The sequence below is a fragment of the Mesorhizobium sp. P171375 genome (assembly GCF_057786075.1).
Genome location: NZ_JBYNWF010000001.1, coordinates 4,585,032 through 4,604,105, shown reverse-complemented (window position 1 = coordinate 4,604,105; position 19,074 = coordinate 4,585,032). Strand labels below are relative to the sequence as shown.

Sequence of the window (19,074 nt, the reverse complement as noted above, 5' to 3'; positions counted from 1 at the left end):
CTGTTCTATGCTTTGACCGCAGCCGCCATGCCCGAACTGGTAAGCGCGGCGGCCTTGACCAGGCCAGCGGCAAGGGCTGCCCCTACCCCCTCGCCGTGGCTGACGCCGAGATCGAGCAGCGGAATGAGGCCGAGCCGCTCGGCGGCAAGCCTTTGGCCGGGCTCCGGCGACAGGCTGGCCAACAGACAATGGTCGAGCGTCGCGGGATTGGCGGCGTGCAGCACGGCCGCCGCGGCGGTCGCGGCAAAGCCATCGAGCAGCACCGGGATCTTCTGCATCCGGGCAGCGATGATGGCGCCGGCGATGGCAGCGAATTCGCGGCCACCGACCCGGCGCAGTGCCTCCAGCGGATCCCTGAGAGCAGCGCCGTGAAAGGCAAGGGCGGCGTCGACCACGTCAGCCTTGCGCGCCTGCATCGCCGCGTCGGCGCCCGAGCCTGGGCCGACCCAGTCGCCGCCGCTACCGCCGAATAGGGCCGCGCACAAGGCTGCCGCGACAGTGGAATTGCCGACGCCGAGATCGCCGAGGCAGATCAGATCGGCGCCGCCGGCAATCGCTTCCATGCCAAAGGCCATGGTGGCGGCGCACCCGCGCTCGTCGAGGGCTGCGTCCTCGGTGATATCGGCGGTCGCAATGTGCAGCGCCAGGTCGAACACCTTGAGGCCAAGATCGTTGGCGATGCAAACCTGATTGATCGCGGCACCACCGGCAGCGCAAAACTCGACGGCACTGGCGGTCGCAGCGACGGCGCGCGGCGAAATGCCGTGACGGGTGACGCCATGGTTGCCGGCGAAAATCGCCACCAGGGGCCGGTTCACCGCCGGCGGCGCGCGACCGCTCCAGGCGGCAAGCCAGGCCGCGATGTCCTCGATGCGGCCGAGCGAGGCTTTCGGCTTGTCTGCTTTGGTGAACAGCGTGCGCACGCGCGCCTCGGCCGCCTCGTCAGCCGGCGGCAGGTTCGCCAGCAGATCGCGGAAATCGTCGAAAGGCAGTGCGCTGGTCATGACGTCGGTGCTCATCTCCAAGATTGCTAAGCGGCATAGCCGCCTTGCCCGGCCGGCACAACCATCAAGCCGTAACACCGGGCCGTGCCGCAAAAGCGGCTGCCGGCGGCGAAATCCGGAGGGCTTGCATTGGCTTTGCCGTTGCACCATGTGGGAGCGGGACAAAGGATTCCGCAAAGGGATCTCACGAGAACATCATGACGGCCATCGAATCCCCCTGCATCCTGGTCTGTTCGATCGACATGAAAACCGGCTTCTGTTTCGGGTGTGGTCGCACGCGCGATGAAATTGGCGCCTGGATGGGCATGACGCCGGAAAACCGCCGCAGCGTCATGGCCGAATTGCCGGCCCGGCTGGAGACGGTCGAGCGCCGGCCGCGCCGGGAAACACGCCGTAGCCGCATGGCGCGCGAGCGCGACGTCCTCTCGTGAAACGGCAGACCCAATGAACCGACTGTTCTGGATCGTGATGGCGGTAATCGGCGTCGGGCTGGTGCTGCTGATGATCAACAACGACGGCGGCAGCACGTTCGGCATCGAGAACTACGATTTCAGTCGGCTGGTCTGGCTGGGCGCGATCGGCTTGCTGGTCAGCGCCGGCCTGATCCGATCCGGCAGGCCGCTCGGCGCCATGGCCCGCAATCTCGGCACCTGGGCCGCGATCGTGCTGGCGCTCGTCGCCGGCTACCAGTATCGCTACGAGTTGCAGGATTTCGCAAGCCGGGTGACGGCAGGCCTCATTCCCGGCAGCCCGCTGGCGCTCGGCGTCGAGGATGGCCACGCCACGGTGACCCTGGACAAGGCCGACAGCGGCCATTTCGAGGCCCGCATCACGATCAACGGCGCGCCGATCCGCACTGTGGTCGATACCGGCGCGACCAGCACGGTGCTGACGGCCGAAGACGCGCAAGCGGCCGGCTTCAATCCGGCTGCATTGAGCTTCACCGTCCCGGTCTCGACCGCCAACGGCATGACGCGCGCCGCTTCGGTGAGGACCGACGAACTGGCGATCGGCGGCATCGTGCGCAAGAACATGCAGGTCATGGTCGCCGCACCCGGCGCACTCAGCCAGAGCCTTCTCGGCATGAATTTTATTGGCTCGCTGTCGGGCTTCGACGTGCGCGGCGACCGGATGATTTTGCGCGACTGAACCGTCTAGGCGGCCTGTTCGGCGCGGTCGAAATCGACGGCAGCGAACGCCACCTTCAACACATCCGGCCCTGCGCCGGGCTTCGTCGCATCGGTCGACAGGATCTGCCGGAAGCGGCGCGCGCCGGGCAGACCGTGGAACAGGCCGACCATGTGGCGGGTGACATGGCCGAGCCGCCCACCCTGCTCGATATGGCGCGCGGCGTAGTCCGCCATCGTGTCGATCAGGGCGGCAAAATCGAATGCGCCGGGTTCAGCCCCATAAAACGCAGCATCGACGCCTGCCAGAATGCCCGGCGTGTGATAAGCGGCGCGGCCAAGCATGGCGCCATCGACATGATCGAGGTGGCGAGCAGCCTCTTCGAGCGATTGAATGCCGCCATTGATGCCGATGAATTTGTTCGGTTTTCCGGCCTTCAGGCGATAGACCCTGTCATAGTCGAGCGGCGGGATATCACGATTTTCCTTCGGGCTCAATCCCTCCAGCCAGGCCTTGCGGGCATGCACCCAAAGCGCGTCGGCGCCGGCCGCGAAGACGCCGTCGGCCAGCGCATTGAGCGCGGGCTCGGGATCCTGCTCATCGACGCCGATGCGGCATTTCACCGTCACCGGGATCTTCACCGCCACCTTCATCGCCGCCACGCAATCGGCGACAAGGTCAGGCACTTTCATCAGGCAAGCGCCGAACGTGCCCGACTGGACGCGGTCCGACGGGCAGCCGACATTGAGATTGATCTCATCATAGCCGAAGGCCTCGCCGATGCGCGCCGCCTCGGCCAGCTTCTGCGGATCGGAGCCGCCGAGCTGCAGCGCCACCGGATGTTCGGCGTCATCAAAGCCAAGCAGGCGTTCGCGTGCACCATGGATAACGGCATCCGCCACCACCATCTCGGTGTAAAGCAGCGCGCGACGCGTCAGCTGGCGATGGAAGAACCGGCAATGCCGGTCCGTCCAGTCCATCATGGGGGCGACCGAAATCCGGACGCTTTTGTAGTTATCTTGCATTCGTGGTGACTTTGCCGTACTTGCCGCTCACATAGGCGATTTCGTGGTGTTTTCCTACCCTCAACGCCGCGTCCGCCTCAGGCAGGTTAAGGCCCGGATTAGCGCGAGCTTTGTCGAGGTAGCTGTAGACGCGAGGCGACCGTGCGGACCGTGATCAGGCCGCCCGACAGACAGGAACAGCTCAATTCGAGCGTCTGTCGACGTAGGTGTAGACGCCGGCCCCTATGGCGACCGCACCGACCGTGATCACGATCGACGGCGCGCCCATCAAACTGGCGAGGACCGCCCAGACAAGGGCGATGACGATAGCGCCGAGTGTTCCCAGGATCAGTCTCGGCAATGTCTGCCCCTCCACGTGCGGACCGTCCGTGGATTGGTCATCAACCACCGGTCACGCGCAGCATGAAAGCACAGTATAGCCCGTGAGGTGAAGGGCCGGGCGGGAATAGGCTGGTGCGCGAAACAGCGGCCCGAGCCACTACGGCGCAGGCGTTCAATCACAAAATGACTGGACCAGGTCCCTAACGTCTCAGCGCGTGGACTTCGGCCATGCTTTCGCCACCCATTGGCAGCGCCATGTCGTCGTCGAGCAGGCGGGTGATACGGGCAAAACCGGTGAAGGCCTTCCTTGCCTCCTCAGGCGACATCCGGCCCGACAAGGCGGCGGAGCAGCAATTCAGGGCACATTGATACACAGGCCCACGCCGACCCGACGGCCATTTCTGCAGAAAGACCATCGCTTCGGCAACGCTATCGACTTCCTCGACGGGGTGTCCCTGCCCGCGCGCAATGCGCACCGGCGTAAAGAAATGCAAGCGGTCCATTTTGTTCTCTCCCTGGTCGGCCGCAGTGCGAACCAACCTTATAGAATTCGCGAACAGCGAGTTGGTTCCCGCTTCTTGCAAAAAAATTTGCGCGGGTTGGCTTGGGATTGTTGGCGGCCGGATTTTATCCGGAACGTTACGCCCGCTGACGCATTTCGCTCCTGTGTTCGCCTTTGAGGGACAGTCCAAATCATGCGCATAGCCCACGTCGCCCCCCTGCACGAATCCGTGCCGCCAAGGCTCTATGGCGGCACCGAGCGGATCGTTTCCTATCTCACCGAAGGGCTGGTCGATCTCGGCCATGAGGTGACCTTGTTCGCCAGCGGCGACAGCCACACATCAGCCAGACTGGTTCCGGGGCGCGAACGCGCGCTGCGCCTCGATCCGCGCCCGCTCAAGTCGGACACCGCGGCGCATCTCGCGATGTTGGCAGAAGTGAGGAACCGAGCTCAGGACTTTGATATCATTCATTTTCACCTCAGCCACTTCCTGCATTTTTCGTTCTTCGACCATATGCCGGACAAAACGGTGACGACGCCACACGGCCGGCTCGACTATGTCGATCTGGCGCCGGCCTATGAGCGCTTTCCACGCTTTCCCCTGATTTCGATCTCGCGCAGCCAGAGAAGCGGGCTTGCCAAAGCCAATTGGCTGGCGACCATCCATCACGGACTGCCAATCGGCCTCTACCAGCCGACCTTCGAGCCTCCGGCCGACGAACCATATCTTGCCTTTCTCGGCCGGCTGTCGCGCGACAAGCGGCCGGACCGGGCGATCGACATCGCCTTGCGCTCGGGCATGAAGCTCAAGCTGGCGGCCAAGATCGGCGATGACGACCGGGCCTATTTCCACGAGACGATCGAACCACTGATCGACGGCGACCGCATCGATTATGTCGGTGAGATCGCCGAGGACGAAAAGGCTGAATTCCTCGGCAATGCCGCCGGGCTCCTGTTTCCGATCGACTGGCCCGAGCCGTTCGGTCTTGCCGCGATCGAGGCGATGGCGTGCGGTACGCCAACCATCGGCTGGAACTGCGGTGCGTTGCCGGAGGTCATCGACCATGGCGTTACCGGCTTTATCATCGATTCGCTCGACGACGCAGTCGCCGCCGTGCCGGCCTTGCTGCAGCTCGACCGGAGAAAGGTGCGCGCCGTCTTCGAAAAGCGGTTCTCCGCCAACAGGATGGCCCGTGACTATCTCTCTGCTTATGCGCGCCTGACCGGCAATTCAGCGGAAAAGAAAGCGTCTTGAACGACGGCGGACGCTCCGAGCCCGAAAACAGAGATCTGTGACTGATGACTGAACTTGACGAGCGCAAGCTCGACCCTGCCGTGGCCCTTGCCTCCCTCGACGAAACCGCGCCGCGCGAGCCGCACCGGCTGTTCGCCCTGAAACAAGGCGACTGTTTTGTGGTGGCCGATGCCTATGGCGACATCCGAGGCGCCGGTGACGGCTTCTTTCGCGACGACACGCGTGTGCTGTCGGAGTTCCGGCTGACCGTCGGCGGCCGGCAGACATCGCTCCTCGGCGCCTCGCTCAGTCAGGACAACGTGCTGTTCTCCAGCAATTTGACCAACCTGCCGATGCAAAGCGTCGGCGGCCGCGACATCCCGCAAGGCGCGATCCACATCGAACGCGTCAGATTGCTTTGGCAGGACCGGCTGTTCGAACGCATCACCCTGTCCAACTACAGCCAGGAGCATTCGGCAATCCGCATCTCGCTGCACTTTGCCGCCGATTTCCGCGACATGTTCGAGGTGCGCGGGTCGACCAGGCCAAAGCGCGGCACGGCGCATGCGGCCGAAATCGACGCGACATCCGTGCTCTTGCGTTACGACGGACTGGACGGTCTGGCGCGGCAGTCAGCGATCTCGTTTTCGCAGGCACCGGACCAGCTGAGCGCCGAGCGTGCTGATTTCCTGATCGCGGTGACCAAGCGCAGCAGCAAGGTGTTCTATGTCGAGGTCGGCCCGGAACAGGCCGAGCCGCCTGACCGCGACCGTTTTCGCGCCGCGGCCGCTCGTGCCCGCTTCGGCATGCGGGCCAAGCGCCGTCATGGCGCGACGGTGCACAGTTCAGGCCGCGTCTTCAACGACTGGGTCGAACGCGCCCGCGCCGATGTGGCCTTGCTGACCACCGAGCTTTCGACCGGCCCCTACCCTTATGCTGGCATTCCCTGGTTCTCGACTGCATTCGGCCGCGACGGGGTCATCTCGGCGCTGCAAATGCTGTGGCTCAATCCCGGCCTGGCGCGCGGCGTGCTTTCCTTCCTCGCTCAGCATCAGGCGACCGAGACATCGCCGTTCAGCGACTCCCAACCCGGTAAGATCATGCACGAGACCCGCAAGGGCGAGATGGTGGCGCTGCAGGAGCTTCCCTTCGGCCGCTACTACGGTGGCGTCGACACCACGCCTCTCTACATCCACCTCGCCTGCGCCTATGCAGAGCGCACCGGTGACATGGACTTCATCGCCAGCCTGTGGCCGTCTCTCTGCGCCGCCGCCGAGTGGACCGAGGAAGCCAGCCGCGCGACAGGCTTCGTCACCTATCAGCGCGCCGCTGAATCCGGCCTCGCCAACCAGGGCTGGAAGGACAGTTTCGACTCTGTGTTCCACGCCGACGGGCGCATCCCCAAAGGACCGATCGCGCTGGTCGAGGTGCAGGGCTATGTTTTTGCCGCCTTCAGGGGCCTGGCTGCTCTTGCCCGCCGACGGGGCGAGTTCGCGCAAGCCGAGCACTGGGAAAACCGCGCCGAAGAGATGCGGATCGCCGTTGAGCGCGATTTCTGGCTCGACGATCTCGGCTTCTATGCGCTCGCCATCGATGGCGCCGGCGAACCCTGCAAGGTGCGCACCTCCAATGCCGGTCACCTGCTCTATGTCGGGCTGCCCGAGCCGGCGCGGGCGCAGATGGTCGCCGACCAGCTGCTATCGGCGTCCTTCCAGTCGGGCTGGGGGGTGAGGACGCTTGCCGACGATGCGGTGTTGTTCAATCCGATGTCATACCACAACGGTTCGATCTGGCCGCACGACACGGCGATTTGCGGCGCCGGCCTGGCGCGGTTTGGCGAGCGTGACAATGTGGTGCGGCTGATGAGCGGCACGTTTGAATCCGCCGTGCATTTCAACATGCGGCTGCCGGAATTGTTCTGCGGTTTTACCCGCTCGGTCGGCGAAGCGCCGATCGCCTATCCCGTCGCCTGCCTGCCGCAGGCGTGGTCGGCGGGTTCGGCCTTCATGCTGATGCAGGCTTGCCTCGGTCTGGAAATCGACGGCTGGAATGGCGAAATCCATGTCACCCGCCCAAGGCTGCCGATCGGCATCGACACGCTGACGCTGAGGCATCTCGGCGTGGGCGAAAAGAAAGTCGATCTCACTTTCCAGCGCGTCGGCGACCGCGTCGTCGCCTTTCTCGCCGACCGCCATGAAGGGTTGGTTCCGCTGATCGTGCGAAGTTGATCTGGCCACTTCTGTTGGAACCGATCGCAGTTTTGTGCGTTGCAAAATGACAGCTGCCGGCGACCAGGCTGCCAGCGATAGGTTCAAATTCGAAACAAGAAGAATGACCGCCGAAGGCGGAGATTGGCACTTCAATGACAAATTATGGCGTCGAGATGCTCTGGATCGTGATCCTGGCAAGCCTCGGCCTATCCGCCCTCGCCGTCCTGTTTTCGATATCCCGGCGCCGAGACAGCCACGCACCGGCCGTTGCCCGCGCGGCTGGTAATGATGTGGCGGCGGAAGCGGCGCGCAAGGTCATGCGCGAGTTCGAAAAGAACGGCCAGTCCGCCGATGCCGCACTGGTGACATGGTCACCCGAGACCTTGCGCAAGATCCTCGCCGACGACCTCCCGGACGCCCAGGTCATCGTCGTCTCCAACCGCGAACCTTACATCCACAACGTCAAGGACAATGGCGTCGAGCTTGTCGTGCCTGCCAGCGGGCTGGTGTCGGCGCTGGAGCCGATCACACGCGCCTGCGGCGGCACCTGGATCGCCTATGGCGGCGGTAGCGCGGACCGCCTCACTGTGGACGACAACGACCGCGTGCCAGTGCCGCCGGACAAGCCGTCCTACACGCTGCGCCGCGTATGGCTGAGCGAGGAGGAATATCAAGGCTACTATCTCGGATTTGCCAATGAAGGCCTGTGGCCGCTCTGCCATATCGCCTTCACCCGGCCGATCTTCCGCGCCTCGGACTGGGAAGCCTATGAGGCCGTCAACCGAAAGTTCGCCGATACGGTTGTGGCAGAGGCGCGCAACGAGCGGCCGATCGTGCTGGTCCAGGACTACCATTTCGCGCTGCTGCCGCGCATGATCCGCGAGCGCCTGCCTGAGGCGATCGTCATCACCTTCTGGCATATCCCCTGGCCGAACTCCGAAGTCTTCAGCATCTGCCCATGGCGCGAACGCATCCTGGAGGGGCTGCTCGGCAGCTCGATCATCGGCTTCCACACCCAGTTCCACGCCAACAATTTTACCGAAAGCGTCGATCGCTTCCTGGAAAGCCGTATCGAGCGCGCCGATGCGGCGATCTCCTACGGTGGCCAGACGACACTGGTGCACGCCTACCCCATCTCCATCGAATGGCCGGCCGAACTTCTGTCGAAGCTGCCCACAGTCGAGGAATGCCGAACCCGTCTGCGCGACAGGTTCGGCCTCAAGGCCGACGTCAAGCTCTGCATCGGCGTCGAACGACTGGACTACACCAAGGGCATTCTCGACCGCTTTCAGGCTTTGGACGAATTGTTCACGCGCCATCCCGAATGGATCGGCAGACTGGTCTTCCTGCAGTTCGCGGCGCCCAGCCGCGGCACGCTGCCGGCCTACCAGCAACTGCATGACGAATGCATGCGCTATGCCGACGAGCTCAATCAGCGCTATGGCAGCAGCGACGGCTACAAGCCGGTCATCATGGTGGCCGAACATCACTCGCAGGAACAGGTCTACGAGATCTATCGCGCTGCCGACATCTGCATGGTCACCAGCCTGCATGACGGCATGAATCTCGTCGCCAAGGAATTCGTCGCCGCGCGCGACGACGAGCAGGGCGTGCTGTTGCTCAGCACATTTGCCGGTGCGTCGCGCGAACTGCTCGAGGCGCTGATCGTCAATCCTTACGATGCGGCGATGATGAGCGATGCGCTGCTGCAGGCGCTGACCATGTCGCCGGACGAACAGCGCGAGCGCATGCGCCCGATGCGCGAAATGGTGCGCGACAACAATGTCTATCGCTGGGCCGGCAGCATGCTGCTGGACGCAGCGCGGCTGCGCAAACGCAGCGACCTCGACCGGGCGACAGGTGTCACCGAACGGCCTGCAACCACCGACAGCAACATCGTCTCGCTTTTCGATCGCATGCGGAGGGTGGCGTCATGAATAGTCTACCGAAGGCATTGGGCCTGCCAGCAGCACCCGACCTGCCGGAAGGACAATGGGCACTTTTCCTCGACATTGACGGCACCTTGCTCGAACACGCCGCCCACCCGGACGCGGTGTCCGTCAGCGACGAGTTGCGCAGTCTGCTCGGCGCCATCGAACAACGGCTGGGCGGCGCAGTCGCCTTCATCACCGGCCGCTCGGTGGAAGTCGCCGACAGATTGTTTCATCCGCTGAAGCTGCGCGTTGCTGGTCTCTATGGGCTTGAACACCGGCTGACGCCGGACGGCCCGGTCGTTGCCGCGGACGCTCCCGCCGATATGGCTGCTCTTGCCGACGCCATCGAAGCCGAACTGGATGACGGCCTGGTTCATATCGAGCGCAAGGGTCCGATCCTTGCCATTCATACGCGTGCGGCGCCGCATCTGCTGGCCAGGGCTACCCAGCTTGTCGAGCAGGCATTGGCCGAGCTCCCCAAGGGCTACCGCGTCATTCCGGGAAATGCCGGTGTCGAGCTGATGCCGCTCGAGGCGGCCAAGGGCGCTGCCGTGCGGCGCTTCATGGCGATCTCGCCCTTTACCGGAAGGCGGCCGGTTTTCCTCGGTGACGACACCGCTGATGAAAACGGTTTCGAGGCGATCAACGAAGCCGGCGGCATCTCGATCCGGGTCAGGCCGCGCGGCCCCACTGTAGCTCAGTACCAGCTCGATGACGTCACCCGTGCGATAGCTTGGCTTGCCGCCAATTTCGAAGCGTCACCGGCCCTCGCCCGCAAAGCATCCTGATCGCTGGCGCCAGCGGATCGAATCAAGACCGCTGGAATTGCGACCCGTCTCCGACAAACGCTGACCGATAAGCGCGATTCTCATTGAATATCTTTAAGGTCAAAGCCGGCAAATGGATTGCTTGCCGGTTCCCCTGCGTCAGGCCTAACCTGCGCAGCCAACGCATGGAGGTGCGTTCGGTAAAAGGGGAGGATTACACCGTGACAATACAAGGCGCATCGCCTGGCCTTTACAATGAGGACCTCGCTCCGGCAAAGGTGCGGAACTGGGGGCCATTCTCGATCTTCAATGTCTGGACGTCGGACGTTCACAGCCTGTGGGGCTATTATCTCGCTGCCAGCCTGTTCCTGTTTTGCGGCGGCTTCGTCAATTTCATCATCGCAATCGGCATCGGTTCGCTGATCATCTACGCGCTGATGAACATGGTCGGCTATGCCGGCGTGAAGACCGGCGTGCCCTACCCCGTGCTGGCCCGCGCCTCGTTCGGTATCTGGGGCGCCAACATTCCGGCGCTGGTGCGCGCCATCGTCGCCTGCTTCTGGTACGGCGCGCAGACTGCCGCCGCTTCCGGCGCCATCGTGGCGCTCTTGATCCGCTCGCAATGGTTCGCCGAATTCAACGCCAACACGCATTTCCTCGGCCATACCGGCCTGGAGGTGATCTGTTTTGTGGTCATCTGGGCACTGCAATTGCTGATCATCCAGAACGGCATGGAGACGGTGCGCCGCTTCCAGGATTGGGCCGGCCCGGCGGTGTGGGTGATGATGTTGATCCTGGCGATCTATCTGTGCGTCAAATCCGGGAGATTTGCCTTCACAAGCGACATCCCGATGGACGTGCTGCTCGAAAAGACCAAGGATGCCGGCGTGCCGGGCACGCCCGGTTCGTGGACGGCGCTGTTTGCTGTGGCGGCGATCTGGGTCACCTACTTCTCGGCGCTCTATCTCAACTTCTGCGATTTCGCCCGCTACGCGCCGGACCAGGCGTCCCTGCGCAAGGGCAACATCTGGGGCCTGCCGGTCAATTTGATCCTGTTCTCGCTGGTTGCCGGCGTCACCACCATTGCCGCCTATGACGTCTATCACGAAGTGCTGCTGCACCCCGACCAGATCTCGGCCAAGTTCGACAGCTGGTTCCTGGCCGCACTTGCCGCGCTGACCTTCGCGGTGGCGACGCTCGGCATCAATGTGGTGGCGAACTTCGTCTCCCCAGCCTTCGACTTCTCCAACGTCTTTCCCCGGCAGATCGACTTCAAGAAGGGCGGCTACATCGCAGCCTTGATTGCGCTGGTGCTCTACCCCTTCGCGCCGTGGGAAGGCAGCGCCGCCTCCTTCGTCAACATCATCGGCGCGACGATGGGCCCGATCTTCGGGGTGATGATGGTCGACTACTATCTGATCCGGAAGGGTGAGGTCGACGTCGAGGCACTCTACCGAGAGGACGGCGAGTTCCGCTTCCAGGGCGGCTGGCACGTCAATGCCTTTATCGCCGCCGGCATCGGCGCCATCTTCTCGTCGATCCTGCCCAACTTCACCAGCTGGCTGCCGGCCTGGTGGGGCGTCTATGGCTGGTTCTTCGGCGTGGCGATTGCCGGCGCCATCTACTACGTGCTGCGCACGATGGCACTGGGTGCTGGAGCGAAGACGGCGAAGGCATGAAATGGAGGGAATAAGGCAGTAGGGCAGTAAGGGAGTAGGGAAATAGGAGCCCTACTGCCCTACTGCCCTACTGCCCTACTGCCCATTCTTCCCACCATCTCAGCCAACCTCCACACCGTGTTCCAGTTGCGCGCGGTGCCGATGCCGAGACGTTTGTGGTTCATGGCCGCAAGCAGGCGCGAGCTTGGCCGCTCGCGCGAAAAGACGACCCAGATGTCGCCGTCGACCGAAGCCACCTTCTCATCCTCGGCGGCATAGGCCTGGAGCGCTGCGACCCCATCGGCGGACGCAGGCTTGCGCATCACCCGCACCGCCACCTGATCGCCAGTTTCGGCCGACTCGGCCGGGAATGGATTGCCGGCGGCGAGTTTCAGCCAGTCCTCGGCAGTGCGCACGATGATGACGACATGGCGGCCGAAGGTTTTTTCGAAGGCCGTTTCGAGCCGCTGTTCCAGCCTGGTGATATCCGCCACGCGCGCCTCGAAGACCAGATTGCCCGTCGCTACCAGTGTGCGCGGGTTCTTCAGTCCGAGGCCTTCGGCCATCGTCTTGAGGTCGGACATGACGACCCGGCGGCCTTCGCCGAGGATGATGCTGTAGAGCAGCGCGACATAGGTCTGCATCAGCAGCGAAACCTCACCGCCGGCTTAAACCAGCCGCGACTGTTCCACAGCCGCTTCGATGAAGCTGGCGAACAGCGGATGCGGCTCGAGCGGCCGGCTCTTCAGTTCCGGATGATACTGGACACCGATGAACCACGGGTGATCGGGATATTCGACCGTCTCCGGCAGCACGCCGTCCGGCGACATGCCGGCAAACACCAGGCCGCAATCTTCCAGCCGCTCCTTGTAGTCGACATTGACCTCGTAGCGGTGGCGGTGGCGCTCGGAAATCTGGGTGTCACCGTAGATCTCGGCGATCTTCGAACCCTTGGTGAGCTCGGCCTGATAGGCGCCGAGCCGCATGGTGCCGCCGAGATCGCCGGTCTCCCGGCGCTTCTCCAGCATGTTGCCTTTCAGCCATTCGGTCATCAGGCCGACCACCGGTTCGTCGGTCGGGCCGAATTCGGTCGACGAGGCATGTTCGACGCCGGCCAGCGACCGCGCCGCCTCGATGCAGGCCATCTGCATGCCGAAGCAGATGCCGAAATACGGCACCTTGCGCTCGCGGGCGAATTTCGCCGCCAGGATCTTGCCTTCCGAGCCGCGCTCGCCGAAGCCGCCGGGCACGAGGATGCCATGCACCTTTTCCAGCCACGGCGTCGGGTCTTCCTTTTCGAAGATCTCGCTTTCGATCCAGTCGAGCTTGACCTTGACGCGGTTGGCCATGCCGCCATGCGACAGCGCCTCGATCAGCGATTTGTAGGCGTCCTTGAGGCCGGTATATTTGCCGACGACGGCAATGGTGACCTCGCCTTCCGGATTGTGGATGCGGTTGGACACCGCCTGCCAGGGCTCCATGCGCGGCTTGGGCGCCGGGTCGATGCCGAAGGCGGCCAGCACTTCCGAATCGAGCCCTTCCTTGTGATAGGCCATCGGCACGTCATAGATGTGCGGCACGTCGAGCGCCTGGATGACGGCGCTTTCCCGGACATTGCAGAACAGCGACAGCTTTCTGCGCTCTTCCTTGGGGATGGCGCGGTCGGCGCGGACCAGCAGGATGTCGGGCGCAATGCCGATGCCGCGCAGTTCCTTGACCGAATGCTGGGTCGGCTTGGTTTTCAGTTCGCCGGCCGTCGGGATGTAGGGCATCAAGGTCAGATGGACATAGACGGCGTTGTTACGCGGCAGGTCGTTGCCGAGCTGGCGGATCGCCTCCAGGAAAGGCATCGCCTCGATGTCGCCGACCGTGCCGCCGATCTCGCACAGCACGAAATCGTAGTCGTCATTGCCGTCGAGGACGAAATGCTTGATCTCGTCGGTGACGTGCGGAATGACCTGGACGGTCGCGCCGAGATAGTCACCGCGCCGCTCACGCTCGATGATGTTCTTGTATATGCGGCCGGTGGTGATGTTGTCCTGCTGGTTGGCCGAGCGGCCGGTGAAACGCTCGTAATGGCCCAGATCGAGATCAGTCTCGGCGCCGTCATCGGTGACGAAGACCTCGCCATGTTGGTAAGGCGACATCGTGCCGGGATCGACATTGAGATAGGGATCGAGCTTTTTGATGCGTGCGCGATAGCCCCGCGCCTGCAAGAGAGCCCCAAGGGCCGCTGCGGCAATGCCTTTTCCAAGTGAGGAAACCACGCCGCCTGTGATGAATACATATCGCGCCATGGGAGTCATCGCTTAACGCGGCCGAATTGATTCCGCCAGAGAAAAAACCGCCGCTGAGGCTTTTTCCAGAGAAGGCGCGATAGTCCCGAGGTTCGAGACTGTAGTTCTTGGTCAAAACAAAAGGGCCGGCAGAAGCCGGCCCTTTCGGCAGAATTGGAAGAACGTCAGATGATGACGACCTTGGTGCCGACCCGGACGCGGCTGTAGAGGTCCATGACGTGCTCGTTGATCATCCGGAAGCAGCCATTGGAGGCGCTGGTTCCGATCGACTGCGGCGCGATGGTGCCGTGGATGCGCAGATGCGTGTCCTTCTTGCCGTCATAGAGATAGATGGCGCGGGCGCCGAGCGGGTTCTGACCGCCGCCGGGCATGCCGTCCTTGTATTGGCCATAGTGCTTGGGCTCGCGCTTCTGCATGTCCAGGGTCGGGATCCAGCGCGGCCATTCCTGCTTGTCGCCAACCGCAACCGTACCCTTGAATTGCAGGCCTTCGCGGCCGACCGCAATGGCATAGCGGCGGGCGGTGAAAGCCGATTCGACGAGGTAGAGACGGCGTGCGCTGGTATCGATGACGATGGTTCCCGGCTCATAACCGGTGAATTCGACGTCCTGCGGCACGAATTCCGGCTTCACCTTGAACTGCTTCTTGGCTTCGCGCTTGGCGAGCGCCTGATCGAGTGCCCGCGTCTCGGGAAGATAGGCAATCGAGGAGGCAGACGATGTGCCGCCGAACAGGCCGGCGAAGAGTCCCCCGCTCCTCGGCTTCTGGCCCGGGGCCTCGCTGCGCAATTCGCCATTGTTGCCGGTCAGCGCGACGTTCATCGCTTCGGCCGGGAGTGGTTCGGCCGACTCGATCGGCACGAGCGACGCAATCGGGTCAACTGGCGAGATGATCTTGGTGGTCTTCTTGGCCGGCTTGGCGTCGGCGACCACGACCGGCTTGCTCTTGCTGGCCAGGAAGGCCTGGCGCTGAGCGTCGGCCTTGGCTTTCGCCGCCTCGCGCATGGCCAGCTTGCGGGCCTCGAGCGCCTTGGCGCCGGCTGCCGCCTTGTCGGCCGCGATCTTGTCTTCGAGCTTGCTGATCTGAGCCAGATCATCCGAGCTCGGGTTTTTCTTCTTCTTGAGAAGCTTCAGCTGCGCCGCATCGCTTTTGGCGGCGACGTTGATGACAGCGGTGTTGCCAACCGCCTGCGGTGAGGTCATTGCCGGAGTGCCGGCGAAGGCCGCGGAGCTCATGCCGAATACGGCACAAAACCCCATGAAAATGAAGCTGCGAAGCTGCATAGCGAAGATCCGATCGTTCAGTGCTTGTTGCCCACGGCGTCGCCCGGCGCCCCCCAAGGGCGCAGAAAGTGCCGCGCGCAATCTATAATCGAAGTGCCGGAGCGGCCTCAAGCGGAACGCATGGTCGAATCTTCGTGATCAAGTGCATTTGCCGCGACTGTGTTGAAACAACAACAGATCGCGGGCACTTGACCCTATCCGACTACTGGTTTGGAACCTGCGGCGTGACCGGCAAGGTGACGCCGTTGGCAGCCGGCGGCGTGGCCGAATCGGTCGCAGGCGATGTTGCCGGAGCTGGGGCCGGAGCCGTCGCCGGGGCTGTAGCAGGAGCGGTCGCCGGCGGCGTCGTGGCGGCGCCATTGCCCGAAGGCGCAGCCGGTGCGGTGGTGCCGGCAGGTGGCGTCGGCGCCGTCGTGCCGGGCAACTGGTTGAGCACGCCGTTGCCGCTGTCGGCCGGCACGCGGTCGAGAATGTCGATCGGCTTTTCGCCGTAGCGGGCAACGATCGAGAGTGTCAGCGACGTCACGAAGAAAGCCGCGGCCAGGATCGCCGTCGCCCGCGTCAGTGCATTGGCCGCACCGCGCGCGGTCATGAAACCGGAACCGCCGCCAATGCCGAGACCACCGCCTTCGGAGCGCTGCAGCAGCACCACGCCGACAAGGGCGAGCACGACCATGAGGTGGATGACGATCAGTACGGTTTCCATATTTTATCCTGGCAAGCCCTGCCGCTCCCTGGCGATCAGGGCCGGTGATTTGGAGGCGGCTCCATACAATGCTTTAACGGCATTTCCAAGCCCGTGGCCGGAATATGGGAAGCAATGCGCCCTTTGCAACGATTTCGGCCGCGGCGCGGCGTTTCATAAGTCGGCGAGGAAGCGGCCGAGCCTACGCGATATTCTGGTAGGCTTCGGCGATGGCGAGAAAATCCGCCGCCTTCAGGCTTGCGCCGCCGACGAGCGCGCCGTCGACGTTTTTGACGCCGAGCAGTTCGACCGCATTGGACGGCTTGACCGAGCCGCCATAGAGGATGCGGATCTTGCCGGCCGCTGAGGCCCCGAGTCCCGCCGACAATTTTTCGCGAATATGCGCATGCGCCTCGGCCACGTCGTCGGCGGTTGGCGTCAGGCCGGTGCCGATCGCCCATACCGGTTCATAGGCGATGACGGTATTGGCCGGCGTTGCACTTGGCGGCACCGAGCCGGCGACCTGGCGCGACAGCACGTCGAGCGCGGCGCCCGCTTCGCGCTCGGCCTTGGTCTCGCCGATGCAGATGATGGCCACAAGCCCGGCGCGCCATGCGGCAGACGCCTTCGCCTGGACAGTCGCATCGTCCTCGCCACGCTGTTCCCGGCACTCGGAGTGGCCGACGATGACGTGGCTGGCGCCGGCATCCTTCAGCATCTCGGCCGAGACACAGCCGGTGAAGGCGCCGCTTTCCTTGATGTGGCAATCCTCGCCACCGGCCCGCACCGGCGTGCGCGACAGGATTTCGGCCGCGCGCGACAGCAAGGTTGCCGGCACGCAGACCAATGCTTCGGTCTCGGCATCGAGCCCGCTCATGAAGCCGTTGCCGATCATCCTGAGTTCGTTCAGCGAGACACTGGTGCCGTTCATTTTCCAGTTGCCGGCAACGAGCGGTCGAATTCCTGGCGTCATGGGATCTGGTTCTCCGGGCGACATTGGGGTCTCGCCCTCCCTATCAAAATCAGGCCACAAAGCAATCGACAGTGAGCCGGAAGGGCGCTATTGCGCTTGTTTCAGACTCGGGCGCACGCGAAAGTGCGGAAAAATCGGAAGTAACAATGCTTGGTATATTGAGAAGCGCGGCGGGGACCTGGGTCGCGAAGACCCTGCTGTTACTGCTGGTGGCGAGCTTTGCCGCCTGGGGTGTCACCACCCGCTTGGCGGGCGGCTTCCTGGCCGGCCATCACGCGGTCATAACCGCCGGCAGCACCACCGTGTCGATCACCGAATACCGCCTCGCCTACGATCGCCAGATCAACATGCTGCAGCAGCAGATCGGCCAGCGCATCAGCCGCGAGCAGGCCAAGGCCTATGGCATCGACAACCAGGTGCTGGCGCAGCTTGTGTCGGGCGCCGTCCTCGACGAACAGGCGCGCAAGCTCGGACTTGGCTTCTCCAAGGACAGGCTGGCCGAACTGACGCGCCAGGAGCCTGCCTTCCAGGGCCCGAATGGCCAGTTCGATCGCCGGCTGTTCGAATCCCGGCTGCGCGAACTCGGCATGCGGCCGGAGGACTATTTGAAGAACCGGGCTCAGGTGGCGGTGCGCCAGCAGATCGTCGAGGCGGTTTCGGACGGCCTCAAGGCTCCGGACACCTTCTTCAAGGCGGTCGCGCTCTATCGCGGCGAAGACCGCACCATCGACTATTTGACCTTGCCGAAGGCGCTGGTCGAGCCGATCCAGGCACCATCCGACAGCGTGCTTCAGGCCTATTTCGAGACCAACAAGAAAACCTACGCGGCGCCGGAATACCGCAAATTCTCCTATGTCCGGCTCGAGCCTGAAGACATCATGGATATCAGCGCCGTGACCGACCAGCAGGTCAGCGACGACTACAACAAGAACAAGGGGCGCTACACCACGCCGGAAATGCGCACCATCGAACAGCTGGTGTTTCCGACGCTGGACGCCGCCAAAGCCGCGTCCGATTCGCTGAAGACGGGCGCCACCTTCGACAAGATCGTCACCGCGCAAGGAAAGACCCAGGCCGATACGCTGCTTGGCACGCTCTCCAAGGACAAGATCAGCGACAAGGCGGTCGCCGATGCCGCATTCGCGCTTGCCGTCAACGAAGTCAGCCCGGTCGTCCAGGGCACGTTCGGCCCGGTGCTTTTGCGCGTCACCGAGATCAAGCCGGAAGTGGTGAAGCCGCTGGCCGAAGTGTCTGACCAGATCCGCAAGGATCTGGCGCTGGGCGAAGCAAGCCGCATCCTGCTCGACGTGCACGACAATTACGAAGACACCCGCGCCGCAGGCAGCACGCTCGCCGAAGCCGCCGCCAAACTGAAGCTCAAGGACGTCACCGTCGAGGCCATCGACCGCACCGGCCTCAAGCCGGACGGGACCATCATCAAGGACCTGCCGGCATCGCCCGACCTGATCAAGGCGGTGTTCGAGGCTGAGCCCAACACCGAGAATGAAGCCCTGACCACGACCAACAATGGCTTCGTATTCTACGAGCTGACATCGATCACGCCGGCTCGCGACCGCACGCTCGACGAGGTTCGCCAGAGGGTGGTGGCCGACTGGACGACCGAGGAAACGACCAAACGGCTGACCGCGAAGGCAGACGAGCTCGACAAACGCCTCAAGGCCGGCACCACACTCGACGTCATCGCCGGCGAACTGAAGCTCGAAAAGCAGACCAAGCGCGGCGTGAAGCGCGAGGCCGACGACGTCGATTTCGGCAAGGACGGCGCTGCAGCGATGTTCGGCGTCGGCGAAGGCGGCACCGGGCTGATCCCCTCACCCACCGGCGAAGGCCAGATTCTGTTCAAGGTGGCCGAAGTGTTCGAGCCGGCCGGAGCCGACGCCAGTTCGGTGCCCGACGACGCGCAGAAATCCTTCACGCAAGGCATGTCCGACGATCTGCTCGACCAGTTGGTGGCGCAATTGCAGACGCAATACGCCGTCAGCATCGACCAGGCCGCCGTTGCCCAAGCCGTAGCCCAATGAACGTTTTGGCC

General features: G+C 63.6%; 17 protein-coding genes. 8 read left to right on the top strand and 9 right to left on the bottom strand.

The window, feature by feature from the left end; genetic code table 11:
- Positions 1-5: 5 nt before the first annotated feature.
- Entirely contained in the window at positions 6-1,004 is a 999-nt protein-coding gene (locus ACYHH6_RS22235; protein WP_352586168.1) for a nicotinate-nucleotide--dimethylbenzimidazole phosphoribosyltransferase, read from the bottom strand.
- Positions 1,005-1,201: 197 nt separating this feature from the next.
- On the opposite strand from ACYHH6_RS22235, the gene ACYHH6_RS22230 reads away from it, so the two are divergent.
- Together ACYHH6_RS22230 and ACYHH6_RS22225 are read left to right on the top strand one after the other, a co-directional pair.
- Positions 1,202-1,435, top strand: a complete 234-nt coding sequence (locus tag ACYHH6_RS22230) for a DUF1289 domain-containing protein (protein WP_112561682.1) — start codon at positions 1,202-1,204, stop codon at positions 1,433-1,435.
- A 13-nt stretch (positions 1,436-1,448) separates the two neighbouring features.
- Complete coding sequence (locus ACYHH6_RS22225) at positions 1,449-2,153, top strand: TIGR02281 family clan AA aspartic protease (protein ID WP_352586136.1); 705 nt, start codon at positions 1,449-1,451, stop codon at positions 2,151-2,153.
- Positions 2,154-2,158: 5 nt separating this feature from the next.
- On the opposite strand, the gene dusA is transcribed toward ACYHH6_RS22225, so the two are convergent.
- From dusA to ACYHH6_RS22210, 3 genes are all read right to left on the bottom strand, one after another.
- Positions 2,159-3,157, bottom strand: coding sequence for a tRNA dihydrouridine(20/20a) synthase DusA (dusA, locus tag ACYHH6_RS22220; protein WP_352586137.1), 999 nt, complete (start codon positions 3,155-3,157; stop codon positions 2,159-2,161).
- Between the two features lie 181 nt (positions 3,158-3,338).
- Positions 3,339-3,497 carry a hypothetical protein gene (locus ACYHH6_RS22215; RefSeq protein ID WP_162712116.1) on the bottom strand — a complete coding sequence of 53 codons (159 nt, stop codon included), beginning with the start codon at positions 3,495-3,497 and terminating at the stop codon, positions 3,339-3,341.
- Positions 3,498-3,678: 181 nt separating this feature from the next.
- Positions 3,679-3,981: a DUF982 domain-containing protein gene (locus ACYHH6_RS22210; RefSeq protein ID WP_112561663.1), complete on the bottom strand. Its 303-nt coding sequence runs from the start codon at positions 3,979-3,981 to the stop codon at positions 3,679-3,681.
- 192 nt (positions 3,982-4,173) lie between these two features.
- On the opposite strand from ACYHH6_RS22210, the gene ACYHH6_RS22205 reads away from it, so the two are divergent.
- The 5 genes from ACYHH6_RS22205 (at position 4,174) to ACYHH6_RS22185 (ending at position 11,804) form a co-directional block, all read left to right on the top strand.
- Positions 4,174-5,235 carry a glycosyltransferase family 4 protein gene (locus ACYHH6_RS22205; protein ID WP_352586138.1) on the top strand — a complete coding sequence of 354 codons (1,062 nt, stop codon included), beginning with the start codon at positions 4,174-4,176 and terminating at the stop codon, positions 5,233-5,235.
- 44 nt (positions 5,236-5,279) lie between these two features.
- Positions 5,280-7,442, top strand: coding sequence for an amylo-alpha-1,6-glucosidase (locus tag ACYHH6_RS22200; RefSeq protein WP_352586139.1), 2,163 nt, complete (start codon positions 5,280-5,282; stop codon positions 7,440-7,442).
- A gap of 134 nt (positions 7,443-7,576) precedes the next feature.
- Positions 7,577-9,361, top strand: coding sequence for an alpha,alpha-trehalose-phosphate synthase (UDP-forming) (locus ACYHH6_RS22195; protein ID WP_352586140.1), 1,785 nt, complete (start codon positions 7,577-7,579; stop codon positions 9,359-9,361).
- On the top strand, positions 9,358-10,146 hold the full coding sequence (gene otsB / locus ACYHH6_RS22190) for a trehalose-phosphatase (protein ID WP_352586141.1): 789 nt from the start codon (positions 9,358-9,360) through the stop codon (positions 10,144-10,146). Before ACYHH6_RS22195 ends, otsB begins: the two co-directional genes overlap by 4 nt.
- A 200-nt stretch (positions 10,147-10,346) precedes the next feature.
- On the top strand, positions 10,347-11,804 hold the full coding sequence (locus tag ACYHH6_RS22185; RefSeq protein WP_352586142.1) for an NCS1 family nucleobase:cation symporter-1: 1,458 nt from the start codon (positions 10,347-10,349) through the stop codon (positions 11,802-11,804).
- A gap of 59 nt (positions 11,805-11,863) precedes the next feature.
- On the opposite strand, the gene ACYHH6_RS22180 is transcribed toward ACYHH6_RS22185, so the two are convergent.
- From ACYHH6_RS22180 to tpiA, 5 genes are all read right to left on the bottom strand, one after another.
- On the bottom strand, positions 11,864-12,427 hold the full coding sequence (locus ACYHH6_RS22180; protein ID WP_352586143.1) for a DUF1697 domain-containing protein: 564 nt from the start codon (positions 12,425-12,427) through the stop codon (positions 11,864-11,866).
- A 24-nt stretch (positions 12,428-12,451) separates the two neighbouring features.
- A complete protein-coding gene (pyrG, locus tag ACYHH6_RS22175; RefSeq protein WP_352586144.1) occupies positions 12,452-14,089 on the bottom strand; it encodes a CTP synthase in 1,638 nt (545 codons plus the stop codon).
- A 155-nt stretch (positions 14,090-14,244) separates the two neighbouring features.
- Complete coding sequence (locus tag ACYHH6_RS22170; RefSeq protein WP_352586145.1) at positions 14,245-15,363, bottom strand: L,D-transpeptidase; 1,119 nt, start codon at positions 15,361-15,363, stop codon at positions 14,245-14,247.
- Positions 15,364-15,565: 202 nt separating this feature from the next.
- Positions 15,566-16,069: a preprotein translocase subunit SecG gene (gene secG / locus ACYHH6_RS22165; protein WP_352586146.1), complete on the bottom strand. Its 504-nt coding sequence runs from the start codon at positions 16,067-16,069 to the stop codon at positions 15,566-15,568.
- 181 nt (positions 16,070-16,250) lie between these two features.
- Positions 16,251-17,021, bottom strand: coding sequence for a triose-phosphate isomerase (gene tpiA / locus ACYHH6_RS22160; RefSeq protein ID WP_352586147.1), 771 nt, complete (start codon positions 17,019-17,021; stop codon positions 16,251-16,253).
- A gap of 146 nt (positions 17,022-17,167) precedes the next feature.
- On the opposite strand from tpiA, the gene ACYHH6_RS22155 reads away from it, so the two are divergent.
- Positions 17,168-19,063: a peptidyl-prolyl cis-trans isomerase gene (locus tag ACYHH6_RS22155; protein WP_352586148.1), complete on the top strand. Its 1,896-nt coding sequence runs from the start codon at positions 17,168-17,170 to the stop codon at positions 19,061-19,063.
- Positions 19,064-19,074 lie beyond the last annotated feature (11 nt).

Coding starts and splice junctions, on each gene's coding strand:
- ACYHH6_RS22235 (WP_352586168.1), bottom strand. CDS start 1,004: ATGACCAGCGCACTGCCTTTCGACGATTTCCGCGATCTGCTGGCGAAC.
- ACYHH6_RS22230 (WP_112561682.1), top strand. CDS start 1,202: ATGACGGCCATCGAATCCCCCTGCATCCTGGTCTGTTCGATCGACATG.
- ACYHH6_RS22225 (WP_352586136.1), top strand. CDS start 1,449: ATGAACCGACTGTTCTGGATCGTGATGGCGGTAATCGGCGTCGGGCTG.
- dusA (WP_352586137.1), bottom strand. CDS start 3,157: ATGCAAGATAACTACAAAAGCGTCCGGATTTCGGTCGCCCCCATGATG.
- ACYHH6_RS22210 (WP_112561663.1), bottom strand. CDS start 3,981: ATGGACCGCTTGCATTTCTTTACGCCGGTGCGCATTGCGCGCGGGCAG.
- ACYHH6_RS22205 (WP_352586138.1), top strand. CDS start 4,174: ATGCGCATAGCCCACGTCGCCCCCCTGCACGAATCCGTGCCGCCAAGG.
- ACYHH6_RS22200 (WP_352586139.1), top strand. CDS start 5,280: ATGACTGAACTTGACGAGCGCAAGCTCGACCCTGCCGTGGCCCTTGCC.
- ACYHH6_RS22195 (WP_352586140.1), top strand. CDS start 7,577: ATGACAAATTATGGCGTCGAGATGCTCTGGATCGTGATCCTGGCAAGC.
- otsB (WP_352586141.1), top strand. CDS start 9,358: ATGAATAGTCTACCGAAGGCATTGGGCCTGCCAGCAGCACCCGACCTG.
- ACYHH6_RS22180 (WP_352586143.1), bottom strand. CDS start 12,427: ATGCAGACCTATGTCGCGCTGCTCTACAGCATCATCCTCGGCGAAGGC.
- pyrG (WP_352586144.1), bottom strand. CDS start 14,089: ATGACTCCCATGGCGCGATATGTATTCATCACAGGCGGCGTGGTTTCC.
- ACYHH6_RS22170 (WP_352586145.1), bottom strand. CDS start 15,363: ATGCAGCTTCGCAGCTTCATTTTCATGGGGTTTTGTGCCGTATTCGGC.
- secG (WP_352586146.1), bottom strand. CDS start 16,069: ATGGAAACCGTACTGATCGTCATCCACCTCATGGTCGTGCTCGCCCTT.
- tpiA (WP_352586147.1), bottom strand. CDS start 17,021: ATGACGCCAGGAATTCGACCGCTCGTTGCCGGCAACTGGAAAATGAAC.
- ACYHH6_RS22155 (WP_352586148.1), top strand. CDS start 17,168: ATGCTTGGTATATTGAGAAGCGCGGCGGGGACCTGGGTCGCGAAGACC.